Below are 14159 nucleotides of genomic sequence, written 5' to 3'. Positions count from 1 at the left end.
TGGTCACTTTAGGGCGATGAAAGATAACAATCTCCTAAAAGACAAGCGAATGCTGGACCCGAATGCGGTCGAGACCTGGATCTTCGATCTCGACAACACGCTCTATCCCGCAGGGAGCAATATTTTTGCGCGGGTTTCCAAACGCATCACGGTGTATGTCCAGGATCGCTTCTCGCTCGAAGAAGAGGCGGCGCGCGCCCTGCAGAAGGACCTGTTTTGGCGCCACGGCACCACGTTGCGGGGCCTGATGGTGGAGCATGGCGTGGACGGGGAAGAATATCTCCATTACGTGCACGACATAGATGTCTCGGACATCGATCCCAATCACGCCCTCGCCGAGGCCATCGGCCGGCTGCCTGGGCGCAAGATCATCTACACCAACGGTTCTGTCCCGCATGCGCGCCGGATCATGGAGCGGATCGGCGTCGACCATCATTTCGAGGACGTGTTCGACATCGTCGCGGCGGATTACGTGCCGAAGCCCAACCCGGATCCTTACGACATTCTCGTCTCGCGCCATGGCATCGACCCCGTGCGGGCCGTCATGGTCGAGGACATGGCCCGCAACCTCGAGCCCGCGGCCGCGCTCGGCATGACCACGGTCTGGCTCTCCGGCACGCTCGACTGGGCGAAGGAGGGCGCCGAGGAGGACTATGTCCACCATGTCGCTGAGGATTTGACGGAGTGGCTGAACGGCCTGTCAGGCACGCCCGCCGCCTGAACTAGCTTTCGCCGCCGTCGGTCCTGACCCGCTCCAGCCGGTGCGCGGTCAGCGCCGCAAGGAAGGCGACTGTCGCCGAGCCGAGCATGACGAGCAGTAGCGCGAAGCGTGCGTTTTCTTCCGTCAGGACCGCGCTCGCGATCGAGGCCATGGCCGCCCCTCCGGCCACCGTGATGGCGCTTGCGAGGCCGGCCGCGCTGCCGGTGAGTTTCGGGTGCACCGAGATCGCGCCGGCGTTCGCGCTCGGTATGGTCAGGCCGTTGGAGACACCGACCAGCATGCAGGGGCCGAGCAGGGCCATGACGTGATCGATCCCTGCGGCATAGAGCGCCAGACCGAGAAGCAATCCGGCACAGGCGAGGGTCCGCCCGGCGAGCATCATGGTTGTCAGCGGCACGCGCCCGGCGAACCGTCCTGAGAGAAAGCTCCCGAACATGAAGCCTGCCGTGATCGACCCCATGCCGAGACCGAGTGCCGCCGGCGAGAGGTCGAAGGCCGCCCCGGCCGCGAGCGGTGCCCCGGCGAGAAAGGCGAAGAAGGCGCCGACCGAAAAAGCCATGCAGAGGGCATAGGACCAGTAGCGTCCGGATTTCAGCAGTGCGGGATAGCTGCGGAACTGCGCACCCATCGAGCTGGAGCGGGTGAGGTTGGTTTCCCGAAGATCGATCCAGCAAAGAGCGAAGACGGCCAGCCCGAAGGCGTCGAGGAACCAGAAACTCGCGCGCCAGCCGAAAGTCTCGTCGAGCAGCCCCCCGAGGCTCGGCCCGAGCATGGGTGCCACCGCCCAGGCCATCGCGACATAGCCGATCCGGCTCGCGGCTTTTTCCCGGCTCGTGGTGTCGCGGATGACGGCGAGGGCCACGGCATAGGTCGGGGCGATCACCGCCTGGAGCAATCGAAAGCCGAGGAAACTCCAGATGTCAGGCGCGAAGATGCAACCCGTCGTCGCGGCCATGAAGACCGCGACGCCGCAAAGGATCACGGGCCGCCGCCCGAACCTGTCGGAAAGCGGCCCAAGCAGGATCTGCAGGATCGCGGACGCTCCGGCATAACCCGCCAGCGCGAGCCCGATGACGCCGTACTCGACGCCGAATTCGGCTGCCATGCGGGTCAGCGACGGGAGGAAGATATTGACGGGCAGGATGCAGAGCGCCGAGAGCAGGATCAGTGTGCCGAGGCGCGGTCCGTGTGCGGGCAGTGGCATAGTGTGTACCGGTGACGATTTCGGAGGGAGCGGGATCGGGTCAAGAAAAAGGCCCCGCAAGGGGGGCCTGCTTACCGCGCATGGGTGCTCGCGCCGGACGGCTACGCCGCCTCGCCCATGCGCCTTCCGACTACGACAATCGTCAGGAGCCCGTTCATGACGAAACAGCTTAGTCAGGAAAAGCACTAGGTCAATCGTCGGCGCATCGCCTCCAACATGCCAAGCAGAGGCGTGCGGTTGTTCCGACGTGACCAGGCGAGCCAGAGGTCGATTTCCGGCGGCGGCGCGCCAGTCGGCATTCCGATCGGACGGACGACGATCCCCGGATATCCGGACTCGAACCCGCTTTTCGGCACGATGGATATGCCCTCCCCGCCGGAAACGAGCGCCATGACTGTCGGGATTTCGCGCACGACCTGGACGACGTTCGGCTCGAAATTCCGGGCCGCGGTCAACGCGGTTACCCGCCCATGCAGACCGTTCGCGGTATCCGCGGGCGTACCGATAAAGCGCTCTCCCCGGAATGTATCGATCGGGACGGTCGAAAGCTCCGTCAGCCGGTGATCATGCGGGAGCACGGCGACCAGCAACTGGGTCGCGACCACGAAATGTTCGAGATCTGTGGGGACATCGACCGGTGGCCGGATCAATCCGGCGTCGATACGCCGGTCGCGGATCAGAGCGAGTTGTTCCGCTGTCGTTGCTTCGTGCAGGTCGAGCACCAGACCGGGGCGCCTGCTTCTCAGGGTGCGAAGAAATTCGGGCAAGACGCTACAGGAGGGCAGCACACCCAGCCGGACTTCCCCAGCTTCCCCTGCCGCAATCTTTCGCGCTCGGCCGACCGCAAGCTCGAGCCTCTCGGAGACTTGCTCAACCTCGGTGAGGAAGGCCGTGCCCGCTTCGGTCAGTGAGACCTGCCGGTTGGTACGCTCGAACAGCGCGACGCCAAGCGCGGTCTCGAGGGACTGGATGGCCATGCTGAGCGGCGGTTGGGTCATGTTCAGTCGCGCCGCGGCGCGTCCGAAATGGAGTTCCTGCGCCACAGCCATGAACTGGCGCAGTTGACGGAGGCTGATATTTGATCCGGAAAACATATTATTCATTGCAGAATAATATATTGGATATCGGATTGTTCACACCGCTTTAATGCCGGCCATCCAATCGAGGGGGGCAGGCAGGGCCATGGACATCGAACTTCCAACCGAAATCGCTATCGTTACGGGCGCAGGCAGCGGTATCGGCGCGGCAATAGCCAAAAGGCTCGCCGAAATGTGGCCGGTGCTCGTCATCGGACGGCGCTTCGACAGACTGGTCGAGGTCGCCGACGGGAACGGGACGGGTCTCATCCCCTGGGCAATGGATGTCACGGACCGGAGCGACGTCGATCGTCTGGCAGAAAAGCTGCGGACAGACGGGGTGAAGGTCTCGGCCTTGGTCAACAATGCGGGCCTTGCCCGCAGCGGGGCAGCGGCGCTCCCTCAGACTGACCTCAGGGAGAATTGGGACACTGTCATCGCGACCAACCTCACCGGAGCGTTTCAGCTCGCGATGGCCGTGGCGCCGTTCCTGCGGCGCCCAGGCGGCCGGATCGTCAATATCGGGTCCATTGCCGCCTATACCGGCGGGCGCAGCAAGGGCTCCGCGATCTATGCGGCGAGCAAGGCCGGAATGAACGGACTCACGGTCGGACTTGCTCGCGAGTTCAGCGATGAAGGCATCACCGTCAATGCGGTCGCGCCCGGTCTGGTCGCGGAAACGGAATTCACTGGCGGATGGGATCCGGAACGCGTTCGGCAGATGGTTTCCGAGACGCCGGTCGGCCGCGCGGGAACCGCGTCGGAGATTGCCGCAACAGTCGCATTCCTCTGCGGGAGCGAAGCCGGGTACATCACCGGGCAGGTCATTCATCAGAACGGTGGCACCTACTTCGCCCCCTGATCGCGGAAAACGCCAGCCTGACAGATTGACAGGTCCCGGCCGCTTGCCCATGTTGCGCGTCGATTTTCCGATATGTGCGACGGGGTATGAGGCAATGAGCGCGAGCCAACTCGAATCTGTGATCAATGCGGCCTGGGACGACCGGGACAATGTCGGTCTGGAGACCAAGGGCGAGATCCGCGAGGCGGTCGAGGAAGCGCTCAGCGGCCTCGACAACGGCACCATCCGCACCGCCGAGCCCCTCGGCAATCACGAATGGCAGGTGAACGAGTGGGCGAAGAAGGCGGTGCTGCTTTCCTTCCGCCTCAACGACATGGACATCATCCCCGGCGGTCCGGTCGACAGCGACCTCGGCCCCTCCGTCTGGTGGGACAAGGTGCCGTCCAAGTTCGCCGGCTGGGGCGCCAACCGTTTCCGCGAGGCCGGCTTCCGCGCCGTGCCGAACTGCGTCGTCCGCCGCTCCGCCTTCATCGCCAAGGGCGTGGTGCTGATGCCGAGCTTCGTCAATCTCGGCGCCTATGTGGACCAGGGCTCCATGGTCGATACCTGGGCCACGGTCGGTTCCTGCGCCCAGATCGGCAAGAACGTGCATCTCTCCGGCGGCGTCGGCATCGGCGGCGTTCTGGAGCCGCTGCAGGCCTCCCCGGTGATCATTGAGGACAATTGCTTCATCGGCGCCCGCTCCGAGGTGGTCGAGGGTGTGATCGTCGAGGAGGGCTCCGTGCTCTCCATGGGCGTTTTCCTCTCCGCCACGACCAAGATCGTCGACCGCAGCACCGGCGAGATCTTCATCGGCCGCGTGCCGTCCTATTCCGTCGTCGTGCCGGGCTCCCTGCCGGGCAAGCCGCTGCCGGACGGGACTCCGGGTCCGAGCCTCTCCTGCGCCGTCATCGTGAAGCGCGTCGACGCGCAGACCCGCTCCAAGACCTCGATCAACGACCTGCTTCGGGACTGATCTTGGGCACCCAGATCGATCCGGTCCGGCTGACGCAGGGCCTTGTCCGCTGCGAGAGCGTGACCCCCGCCGAGGGCGGCGCGCTCGTGCTGCTCGAGAAGGAACTGACGGCGCTTGGCTTCACTTGCCGGCGCCTGACCTTCCGGCATGAAGGCACACCGGATGTCGAGAATCTCTATGCCCGTATCGGCACAGCGGCCCCGAATCTCTGTTTCGCCGGTCATACCGACGTGGTGCCGCCGGGCAACGCCGCCGACTGGGCCGTGCCGCCCTTCTCCGGCGAGATTCGCGACGGAAAGCTTTTCGGACGGGGCAGTTCCGACATGAAATCCGGCGTCGCCTGCTTTGCGGCGGCGGCGGCGCGTTTCGTCGAGAAACGCGGAGCGAATTTCGGCGGTTCGATCTCCTTCCTGATCACCGGTGACGAGGAAGGCCCGGCGATCAACGGCACCGCGAAGGTGCTCGACTGGATGGCGGACGAGGGCGAGAGCATTGACGCCTGCATCGTCGGCGAGCCGACCAATCCGGACTATCTCGGCCAGATGATGAAGATCGGTCGGCGCGGCAGCTTCACCGGCTATCTGACGGTCCACGGGACACAGGGGCACAGTGCCTATCCGCATCTCGCGGACAATCCGATCCATCGCCTCGTGAAGATGCTGGAGCCGCTTACGGCGGGCGTGCTGGACGAGGGCACGGAGCATTTCCAGCCCTCCACGGTGGCGATTGTGACGGTCGATACCGGCAATCCGGCGACCAACGTGATCCCGGCGAAGACCTCGGCGACCTTCAACGCGCGCTTCAACGACTTGCATACGGCTGAGAGCCTCGAGGCGAAGTTCCGCCAGATCTTCGACGCCGTTGGCGGGCGTTACGACTTCAAGGTCGAATGCACCTCGAACGCCTTCGTGACCGAGCCGGGTCCGCTCAGCGACGCTGTCGCGGCGGCGGTGAAAGAGGTAACGGGCAAGGACCCGGAACTCAGCACGTCGGGCGGCACGTCGGACGCGCGCTTCATCCGCAAGTTCTGCCCGGTGGTCGAGTTCGGCATCGTCGGCCAGACCATGCACAAGACCGACGAGCATGTGACGGTCTCGGATATCGAGGCGCTGACCGATATCTACGAGGCCGCGCTCGGGAAGTTTTTCGACGCGGCAAGGGGATAGCCCGATGATCCCGGGCGTGAACGAGATCGTCCGCGCGCTCTATGGCTGCTGGTGCCTCGCCCTCAACCGACCGGGCGCGATCGAGCTGTTCGACCGCAGCGAGGCCGGGTTCTGGCGCTCTTTCTTCGCCGCGGTGCTGGCGCTGCCGGGGATCCTGATTTCCGAGGTCGCGCATGGCCGGGCGGAGTGGCTCGCGGGCGATTTCTTCGACTGGATCAGCTTCGGGCTGCGCTACGCGGTCTACTGGCTCGCCTTCCCCTATGTCGCGGCGCTGATCGCGGAGAAGATCGGGGCGCTCGATAAGATCCTCGATTATCTCGTGCCCTATAACTGGCTCTCCCTGCCCTTCGTCTACATCACGTGCCTGTTTTACCTGCTTGGCTCGGGTGGCGGTGCCATGGCGGGGATCTTCGAGACGCTCAGCATCGTGCCGTGGCTTCTGATTGTCCTGCTCCGCTGGCGCTGGGCGCGGGATCTGCTCGGCGTCTCGGGGCTGATGGCGGCCGGGTTCGTGCTCGCTGACGAAGTGGTCTCGCTGCTCGCCTATTTGCTGCTGGAAAGCATCGCCGTCGCGAGCTGACCGGTCAGTATCCGACCGAGACCAGATAGAGCCCATCCGGCGGTGCCGTCGGCCCGCCTGCGGCCCGGTCCTTCGCCGCAAGTGCCGCCTCCACGTCCTTCCGCGTCCATTTCCCTTCGCCGACCAGCTTCAGCGTGCCGGTGATGTTGCGGATCTGATGATGCAGGAAGGAGCGGGCGTGGGCGTTCAGGTGGATCTCCTCGCCGACGCGCGAGACGGTCAGGGCATCGAGGGTCTTCACCGGCGACTGCGCCTGGCAGTGCTTCGCCCGGAAAGTGGTGAAGTCGTGATTGCCGAGCAGGGCTTCCGCCGCCTCGTGCATGGCGCCGGCATCGAGCTGTTGCGGAACGTGCCAGACGCGGCCGCGATCGAGCGCCGGCGGGGCCGGGCGGTTGAGGATGCGATAGAGGTAGGACCGCCGGGTGGCGGAGAAGCGGGCATGGAACTCCGGATCCGCCTCCGCCGTATGGCGGATCACGATGGGGGCCGGTTTTAGGTGGAAGTTCACCGCCTTCATCACGGTGGCCGCATCGAAGCGGTCGGTCTCCAGGTCGAAATGCGCGACCTGCGCCAGGGCATGCACACCTGCGTCGGTTCGTCCGGCGCCGACGACCTCGACAGACTCGCCGGAGAAAGCGGTCACCGCCTCTTCGAGTGCCTGCTGGATCGACGGTCCGTTGGCCTGGCGCTGCCAGCCGGAAAAATCGCCGCCGTCATATTCGATCGTGATCCTGAAGCGCGGCACGGGGCTCAGCCGAGTTTCGTGCCGGGCGCGAGACCGTCGAAGCCGCGCAGCAGGTCTGCCGCATCCATCGGTGCCTTTCCCGGCCGCTGCAGGCGGGTGATGCGCAGCGCGTCCTCGGCGCAGGAGACGGTAAGCTCTCCGTCGAGCACGGTGCCCGGATCGTTGGAGAGCGGGCCGAGCTTCAGCACCTCACCCGCAAAGACCTTGAAACGTTCGCCGCCGAGTTCGAACCAGGCGCCGGGCCAGGGGGCGAGGGCGCGGATGGTCCGCTCCAGCTCCTCCGCGCCTTTCGACCAGTCGAGGTGGCCGGTCTCCCGGGTCAGCTTCTCGGCATAGGTGACGCCGTCCTCCGGCTGCGGGCTCGCCTCGACATAGCCGCCGGCAATCGCGGCGAGCGCCGGCAGGATCAGCTTGGCGCCGACGGCGGAGAGCGTGTCATGCAGGGTCTCGCCGGTGGTCTCCTCCGTGATCGGCACGCGCTCGGCCATCAGCATGTCGCCGGTATCGAGACCCTCGTCCATCGCCATGATGGTGACGCCGGTCTCACTGTCGCCGGCGAGGATGGCGCGCTGGATCGGCGCCGCGCCGCGCCAGCGCGGCAGCAGCGAGGCATGGACATTGATGCAGCCGAGCCGCGGCGCCTCCAGGATCTCCTTCGGCAGGATCAGCCCGTAGGCGACGACCACGGCGGCGTCGAGCGCGAGGTTGCGGAATCGCGCCTGTTCCTCGGCGTTGCGCAGCGAGACCGGGGTGAAGACCGGAATGCCGTGGCGCTCGGCGGCCTCGTGCACCGGCGACTTGCGCTCCTTCTTGCCGCGCCCGGCGGGGCGGGGCGGCTGGCTGTAGACCGCCGCGATCTCGTGTCCGGCGGCGACCAGCGCCTCCAGCACAGGCACGGAGAAGTCCGGCGTGCCCATGAAGGCGAGGCGGAGGGGCTCGTAAGGGGTGATGGCGGTCTGGGCGGACCCGGACATGGGAGAGGTTCCGATCGGATCTAGGCCGCTTCGTCTTCGGCGCGCTGTTTCTTCGCCTTGGCCATCTTCCTCAGGATCATGTTCCGCTTCAGAGCGGAGAGATGATCGACGAAGAGGACGCCGTCGATATGGTCGATCTCGTGCTGCAGGCAGGTGGCGAGCAGGCCGTCGGCCTCGATCTCCTGCGCGGCCCCGGTCTCGTCGAGATACTTCACCCTGACCGCGGCCGGGCGGGTCACGTCGGCATAGTGGCCGGGCAGGGAGAGGCAGCCCTCCTCGTAGGTGCTCACCTCGTCCGAGGACCAGACGATCTCCGGATTGACGATCCTGAGCGGTTGCGGCTCCTCGTCCTTGCCCGCGACGTCGATGACGATGAGCCGCTTGGTGAGGCCGATCTGGGGCGCCGCCAGGCCGATGCCGGGCGCGTCATACATGGTCTCCAGCATGTCATCGAGGATCTGCCGGATCTCGTCGTCGATTGTCTCGACCGGAGTGCATTTGGTCTTCAGGACCTTGTCCGGCGCCCAGACGATGTCACGCTTGCTCATGCGGGTGTTTCGGTTTTGTTGCCAGCCGCCCCTGAGTTAGGGGATCGCCCTGCCGAGGTCAAGTTTGGCGGCGCCTTCCGGAGGCGCGTGCGCTACGTCGAGCGTGGTAGGATAAGTGATTCGCAAGAAGCGGTTCGGATGTGGAAACAGGCATGGATAGTCTGACCCTGGTGCTGGCGGCGGTCGCCGCCCTCGCGGTTCTCGTCGCGGTCGTGGCCCTGATGCGGGGGCGCGGCGGGGACGACCGTATCGCCATGGTGCTCGAGGAGTCGGCCCGGCGCCAGGCGGAGCAGGCGGAGCGCGCCGCCGCGGCACAGGCCGAACTCGCGGGACGGGTGACCCAGCTCTCCGAAAACCATGCCGCGGCGCAGGCGAAGATCGCCGAGCTGATGCAGCTGCAGGAGCGGGAGGTCGCCAAAAGGCTCGACGAACGGCTGGCCGACGTGACCCGTAAGGTCGGCGAGAGCCTGGAGAAATCCAGCACCAAGGCGCAAACCTCGCTCTCGGAGCTGCAGCAGCGCCTCGCGATCATCGACACGGCGCAGAAGAACATCACCGAGCTTTCCACCCAGGTGGTCGGATTGCAGGATATTCTTTCCAACAAGCAGGCGCGCGGCGCCTTCGGGGAGATCCAGCTGAACGATCTCGTTAGCTCGATCCTGCCGCCCAACGCCTACCGTTTCCAGGCGCAGATTGGCGAGAACCGGCGCGTCGACTGCCTGATCGACCTGCCGAACCCGCCGGGTTCCATCGCGATCGACGCCAAGTTCCCGCTGGAGAGCTATCATGCGCTGATGAATGCCTCGAGTGACGCGGAGCGCGCCGCGGCCCGTAAGCAGATGGCGACCGCGATCCTGAAGCATGTGAAGGATATCTCGGCGCGCTACATCGTGCCGGGGGAAACGGCGGAATCGGCGCTGATGTTCCTGCCGTCGGAGGCGATCTATGCCGAGCTGCATGCGAACCTGCCGCAGGTCGTCGAGCAGTCCTGGAAGGAGCGGGTCTGGATTGTCTCGCCGACCACGCTGATGGCAACGCTGAACACGGTGCGCGCGGTGCTGAAGGATGCCCGCATGCGCGAGCAGGCGCACGTGATCCAGAAGGAGGTGCGCACCATGCTGACGGATGTCGGACGGCTGGACGAAAGGGTCGGCAAGCTGGAAACGCATTTCAATCAGGCGGAGAAGGATATCCGCGATATCCGCACCTCGACCAACAAGATCACCCGCCGCGGCGAGTTGATCGAGGAGATCGAGGTCGGGACTGCCGAGGGCTCGGGCGATGCGGCGGCCGATCTGCTCGGTACTACAGAACATCTGCCGCTCGAAAGCTGACCGTGGCCGACCGTGATCTGAAACACACGACGCTCGAATTGCCGGTGCTGACCGAGCGGCTTTGCCTCCGTGCCTACCGCGACGACGACCTTGAGAATGTCTTCCGGCTGCGCTCCAATCCGGAGGTCGTCGCGATGCTCTACGGCGAACCGATGACGCGCGCGGAGGCGCCGGAAGCGCTGGCGCGGTACATGATCCCGCCTGTCCTCGAAGCGGACGGGGACGAGCTCAAGATTGCCGTCGAACGGCGGGAGGACGGCGCCTATCTCGGGAACCTGAAGCTGCAGCTGCTGAGCCGGGAAAATCTGCAGGGCGAGATCGGCTATGTCTTCGACCCGCGCCATCAGGGCCGGGGCTATGCGCTGGAGGCCGCGCGCAAGGGACTGGAACTGGGCTTCGCGCATTTCGGCATGCACCGGATCAGCGCCCATTGCGACGTGCGCAACACCGCTTCCTGGAAGCTGATGGAGAAGCTCGGCATGCGGCGCGAGGCGCATTACCGGGAGAAGGAGTTCTTCAAGGGCGCCTGGGCGGAGGATTTCGTCTACGCCATCCTGGCGCGCGAATGGGCGAGCACCGGCTAGGCATCACGACGGTGAATGAAAGCGGTCTTCGGGAATGACCGCGATGGCGGTCAGCTCAATCAGAAGGTCGGGGTCGACGAGGCCGACCACCTTGATTCCGGTCGTGGCCGGACCGTGTTGTTTCGAGAATCGCTTCGTGCGGACCTGCTGGATCGCAGGAAGGTCCCGGTCCCGGACATAGTACATCGTGGTCGAGACGATGTCCTCGAGACGCCCCCCAAGGGCCCCCAGGATGGCCTCGATATTGTCGATTGCCATTTCGGTTTGAAGCCCCGGGTCCCCAGGCCCGACAATCCTTCCCTCGGCATCCCAGGCCACTTGACCGGTCAGGTGCACCCGCCGCCCCGACGGCTCGACCACGGCCTGGGAGAACGGGAACTCCGGATCCGACCAGACGTTTCCAGGGGAGATACGGATGATTTCAGTCATGCAGATTATGTACCGCTTCTGACCTTGTTAAGGAAAGTTGCAACCTCGCGGTCGAGCGACTGGGCCTGCGCCGCGACCCCCTTGGCGGCGGAGAGCACCTCGTCGGCCGTGCTGCCGGCCTCGCCGGCGACGCTCATCATGCCGTTCATGGTCTCGCTCACCTGATTGGTGCTCTGCGCCGCTTCCGAGGAGGAACGCGCGATCTCGTCCGTCGAGGCGCCCTGTTCCTCGACCGCGCTGGAGACCGCGATCATCTTTTCGGTCATGTCGCCGATCAGCGTGCCGATCTCGCGGATCGCCTCGACGGCCTGGTTCGTGTTGGCCTGAACGGCATCTATCTGAGCCGAGATCTCTTCGGTCGCCTTCGCGGTCTGGGTCGCGAGGTTTTTCACCTCGGAGGCGACCACGGCGAAGCCCTTGCCGGCATCGCCCGCCCGTGCCGCCTCGATCGTCGCGTTCAGGGCCAGGAGATTGGTCTGCTCGGCGATGTCGTTGATGAGGCTGACGACCTCGCCGATCTTTTGCGATTCAGCGTCCAGACTGACAACGATGCGGTCCGTGTTCTGCGCCTTCTCCGCAGCCTGCTGCGCTACCCGGGAGGTCTCGGAGATGTTCGCGCTGATCTCCTGCACCGACGCGGCGAGCTCCTCGGCCGCAGCGGCCACCGTGTTCACATTGCTTGAGGTCGCCTCCGCGACCGCGCGCACGCCGGTGGACTCGCTTTTCACCTGCTCGGAGGCGTTCACCATGGTCTCCGAACTCTTCTCCATCGCCGCCGCGGACTGGCCGACCTGATCGACAATGGCCTTCACCGACCGCTCGAACGTGTCCGCGAGGTTCAGCATCGCCTGGCGCCGTTCCTCGGCGGAGCGTGCCTCGGTGCGCTGCTGCTCGTCGCGCAGCCGCTCGACCTCGCGGCCATTGTCGCGGAACACCTCCACGGTCCGCGCCATGGCGGAGATTTCGTCGGAACCGGCGGTATCGACTTCGGTTTCCAGATCGCCGTCGGCGATCTCGGCCATTGTCCGCTGCAGGCCGTTCACCCGGCGCACAACCTGACGGGAGACCAGCAGCCAGCCGATCAGGAAGCTGAGCACGACGCTCGCGCCGCAGACCGCGAACATGAAGTACTTGCTGTTGGTCACCGTTTTGCGGGCCGACTGCTCGCTGACCGTCGCCGCGGCCTCGGCATCGGAGACGAGCTCGTGAACCTTGTCCGACATGGTCGCGACCGCGGCCCGGCTCTTCGCCAGCGCTTCCTGCGAGGCGGCTTCGGTCTCCAGAAGCCGGGTGCGCAGATTGAAGATGGAATTGTCTCCGAGACCGAAGCCGACCAGCAGATTGCCGCTTTCCAGAGTCAGAGGATCGAGCTTGTTCTCGAAGCTGCCGAGCGCGCTCAGGAGGCCGTTGTTCGACAGGATGAACTCGCTGGAGATCTGCCCGACCGCCAGCGTATCCGGCGCACCGGCCGCGGCATTCAGCAATCCGGCGATGTGGTTGGCCTTGGCGACGAGTTCGAGCGCGTCGCGAATCACGGTGACGTCCTCGTGGATCAGCTTGGAGATCGCGTCCTTGATATTGTCGACCAGGCCGGTACCGCCGGCGGTGAGCCGTGCGGTCGCCTCTTCGATCACCGGATCGATCGAGGCCCGGAAGGTCGCCGTCAGCTCGGCGACTTCCGCGTCGATGTCGGCGCGCCGCTGCGGGTCGCCGTTTCCGCCAAGTTCCGCTTTACGCAGATCGAACACCGATTTGGAGCCCTTGCCGAAGAACAGCAGCTTGAGGCCGATCTGCCTCAGATCGTAGGCGGCGTCGCTCTCGTCCAGCATGTTCACGGCGTCGTGGATCTGACCGGCGACACCCTTGAACCGGGTTTCCAGGGTGTCGACATCGGGCTCTGTCCCCGCCGTCGCCGCCAGAGCGATGATGGAGAGCATCTCATGCCCGAGAGCGGCCGTCCTGAGGCCGGATTCGAGCTGCACCAGCTCCTGGGTCAGCAGGTTCTCGACGGCCTCGCCGGAAAAACTGATCGCAGTCTCACCGCGCTGCCGCAGGGTATCGCTTGCCTGCCGCACGAGGGGCAGGGCGCCGGATACGAAGAGCCTCTGTTCCTTGCGGAGATTGGCCGTCGTCGTATCGAGCGCGGTACGTAGTTCGTCGCGTTGGCCGATCGTGGTCTGGAGTTCGGCGAGCGCGCTTTCGATCTCCCCGATCAGCGCGGACAGACCGGCCCGGCCTTCCTCGTCGAGCGACGGCATCTGCTGCAGGCGGCCTCGGAGATCGGAGAGACCGGCCTCCATGTCGGCTTGAATCGTATCGCGCTCTTCCTGGTTCGCGGCGCTGACCAGTGCTGGCGCTGTGGCGGCGATGTTCGCGCTCGCATTGGCGAGGGCCATCGAATTCTTGATCGCGGGGATGGACTGGCCGGTGAACTGGTCGAGCGCCTGCTGCAGGGTGGTGAAGGCGAGGATCGAGATGATGGCGGCGCTCAAGGTGATGAGGGTGATGCCGCCAAGCGCAAGATAGAGCTTGCCGCCGACACCGACGCCGCGCCGCGGACGGGAGCGGTCTTCTTCCGCCCGTTCGGCTTCCGCGTCGTCCGGAATGAGATTTACGTCGTCCGACTCCAGTGACTGGTCCACGGCCTGAGATCCCCCTGCAAGCTTTGCCTCCCTCCAAAGACGGATCGATGGAGAGTGCGTCCCCGAAACGGCGCTGGGGCACTCGCATTGTGCGGTGCAAAATAGCGCGTCAAGGCCACTTTGACGTCACCAGATAGGTGAGATCAAGTTCGAAAAAGGCACTGTAAATATTCACTTATTTCTCAGTTTTATGGTTAATTTTTAGATGGATTTGCCGATTAGTTGATAAACACGCATCCAGAAAGCGGATTACCTAATCGGATCAATGATTTCGCAGCGCAAAAAGAACGGGCGGACTGCAGAGGTCCGCCCATTCGCAAGCATCGGTTCAGGGTTGTT

General features: G+C 65.0%; 14 protein-coding genes. 7 read left to right on the top strand and 7 right to left on the bottom strand.

Annotation, left to right across the window (positions count from 1 at the left end; all coding sequences use genetic code 11):
* Positions 1–49 precede the first annotated feature (49 nt).
* On the top strand, positions 50–721 hold the full coding sequence (locus tag IG122_RS13855; RefSeq protein ID WP_226893568.1) for a pyrimidine 5'-nucleotidase: 672 nt from the start codon (positions 50–52) through the stop codon (positions 719–721).
* Position 722: 1 nt separating this feature from the next.
* Here the strand turns inward: IG122_RS13855 and IG122_RS13850 are convergent, their stop codons facing one another.
* Together IG122_RS13850 and IG122_RS13845 are read right to left on the bottom strand one after the other, a co-directional pair.
* Positions 723–1925 (bottom strand): multidrug effflux MFS transporter, encoded by a 1203-nt coding sequence (locus IG122_RS13850; protein WP_193184487.1) that lies wholly within the window; start codon positions 1923–1925, stop codon positions 723–725.
* Positions 1926–2110: 185 nt separating this feature from the next.
* Positions 2111–2974: a LysR substrate-binding domain-containing protein gene (locus IG122_RS13845; RefSeq protein WP_193184485.1), complete on the bottom strand. Its 864-nt coding sequence runs from the start codon at positions 2972–2974 to the stop codon at positions 2111–2113.
* 133 nt (positions 2975–3107) lie between these two features.
* Here IG122_RS13845 and IG122_RS13840 point away from each other — a divergent pair, with 133 nt between their 5' ends.
* From IG122_RS13840 to IG122_RS13825, 4 genes are all read left to right on the top strand, one after another.
* Positions 3108–3863: an SDR family NAD(P)-dependent oxidoreductase gene (locus tag IG122_RS13840; protein ID WP_193184482.1), complete on the top strand. Its 756-nt coding sequence runs from the start codon at positions 3108–3110 to the stop codon at positions 3861–3863.
* Between the two features lie 94 nt (positions 3864–3957).
* On the top strand, positions 3958–4818 hold the full coding sequence (gene dapD, locus IG122_RS13835; protein ID WP_193184480.1) for a 2,3,4,5-tetrahydropyridine-2,6-dicarboxylate N-succinyltransferase: 861 nt from the start codon (positions 3958–3960) through the stop codon (positions 4816–4818).
* Positions 4819–4820: 2 nt separating this feature from the next.
* The gene (gene dapE / locus IG122_RS13830) at positions 4821–5984 is read left to right on the top strand and encodes a succinyl-diaminopimelate desuccinylase (RefSeq protein ID WP_193184478.1); all 1164 of its coding nucleotides are present in this window, start codon (positions 4821–4823) and stop codon (positions 5982–5984) included.
* A gap of 4 nt (positions 5985–5988) precedes the next feature.
* Positions 5989–6564 (top strand): hypothetical protein, encoded by a 576-nt coding sequence (locus IG122_RS13825; RefSeq protein ID WP_193184476.1) that lies wholly within the window; start codon positions 5989–5991, stop codon positions 6562–6564.
* Between the two features lie 4 nt (positions 6565–6568).
* Here IG122_RS13825 and truA read toward each other — a convergent pair whose 3' ends face one another.
* The 3 genes from truA to def are packed head-to-tail and all read right to left on the bottom strand — an operon-like array spanning position 6569 to position 8831.
* Positions 6569–7309 (bottom strand): tRNA pseudouridine(38-40) synthase TruA, encoded by a 741-nt coding sequence (gene truA, locus IG122_RS13820; protein WP_193184474.1) that lies wholly within the window; start codon positions 7307–7309, stop codon positions 6569–6571.
* A gap of 5 nt (positions 7310–7314) precedes the next feature.
* The gene (gene fmt, locus IG122_RS13815; RefSeq protein WP_193184472.1) at positions 7315–8283 is read right to left on the bottom strand and encodes a methionyl-tRNA formyltransferase; all 969 of its coding nucleotides are present in this window, start codon (positions 8281–8283) and stop codon (positions 7315–7317) included.
* A 20-nt stretch (positions 8284–8303) separates the two neighbouring features.
* On the bottom strand, positions 8304–8831 hold the full coding sequence (gene def / locus IG122_RS13810) for a peptide deformylase (protein WP_193184471.1): 528 nt from the start codon (positions 8829–8831) through the stop codon (positions 8304–8306).
* A 152-nt stretch (positions 8832–8983) separates the two neighbouring features.
* Here def and IG122_RS13805 point away from each other — a divergent pair, with 152 nt between their 5' ends.
* On the top strand, positions 8984–10165 hold the full coding sequence (locus IG122_RS13805; RefSeq protein ID WP_193184469.1) for a DNA recombination protein RmuC: 1182 nt from the start codon (positions 8984–8986) through the stop codon (positions 10163–10165).
* Positions 10166–10167: 2 nt separating this feature from the next.
* Positions 10168–10749, top strand: coding sequence for a GNAT family N-acetyltransferase (locus tag IG122_RS13800; RefSeq protein WP_319024887.1), 582 nt, complete (start codon positions 10168–10170; stop codon positions 10747–10749).
* A 3-nt stretch (positions 10750–10752) separates the two neighbouring features.
* On the opposite strand, the gene IG122_RS13795 is transcribed toward IG122_RS13800, so the two are convergent.
* Together IG122_RS13795 and IG122_RS24485 are read right to left on the bottom strand one after the other, a co-directional pair.
* Entirely contained in the window at positions 10753–11178 is a 426-nt protein-coding gene (locus IG122_RS13795) for a RidA family protein (RefSeq protein WP_193184467.1), read from the bottom strand.
* A gap of 5 nt (positions 11179–11183) precedes the next feature.
* Complete coding sequence (locus IG122_RS24485) at positions 11184–13820, bottom strand: methyl-accepting chemotaxis protein (RefSeq protein WP_193184464.1); 2637 nt, start codon at positions 13818–13820, stop codon at positions 11184–11186.
* Positions 13821–14159 lie beyond the last annotated feature (339 nt).

It is taken from the genome of Nisaea sediminum, from assembly GCF_014904705.1.
Lineage (GTDB): Bacteria > Pseudomonadota > Alphaproteobacteria > Thalassobaculales > Thalassobaculaceae > Nisaea > Nisaea sediminum.
The sequence above is the reverse complement of the archived record's forward strand: the minus strand, read 5'-3'. Positions and strand labels throughout refer to the sequence as shown.

Bases quoted from the DNA above. Each gene is read 5' to 3' on its own strand.
- def (WP_193184471.1), bottom strand. From the start codon at position 8,831: ATGAGCAAGCGTGACATCGTCTGGGCGCCGGACAAGGTCCTGAAGACC.
- IG122_RS13845 (WP_193184485.1), bottom strand. From the start codon at position 2,974: ATGGCTGTGGCGCAGGAACTCCATTTCGGACGCGCCGCGGCGCGACTG.
- IG122_RS13850 (WP_193184487.1), bottom strand. From the start codon at position 1,925: ATGCCACTGCCCGCACACGGACCGCGCCTCGGCACACTGATCCTGCTC.
- IG122_RS13855 (WP_226893568.1), top strand. From the start codon at position 50: ATGCTGGACCCGAATGCGGTCGAGACCTGGATCTTCGATCTCGACAAC.
- IG122_RS13795 (WP_193184467.1), bottom strand. From the start codon at position 11,178: ATGACTGAAATCATCCGTATCTCCCCTGGAAACGTCTGGTCGGATCCG.
- IG122_RS13825 (WP_193184476.1), top strand. From the start codon at position 5,989: ATGATCCCGGGCGTGAACGAGATCGTCCGCGCGCTCTATGGCTGCTGG.
- dapD (WP_193184480.1), top strand. From the start codon at position 3,958: ATGAGCGCGAGCCAACTCGAATCTGTGATCAATGCGGCCTGGGACGAC.
- IG122_RS13840 (WP_193184482.1), top strand. From the start codon at position 3,108: ATGGACATCGAACTTCCAACCGAAATCGCTATCGTTACGGGCGCAGGC.
- IG122_RS13805 (WP_193184469.1), top strand. From the start codon at position 8,984: ATGGATAGTCTGACCCTGGTGCTGGCGGCGGTCGCCGCCCTCGCGGTT.
- fmt (WP_193184472.1), bottom strand. From the start codon at position 8,283: ATGTCCGGGTCCGCCCAGACCGCCATCACCCCTTACGAGCCCCTCCGC.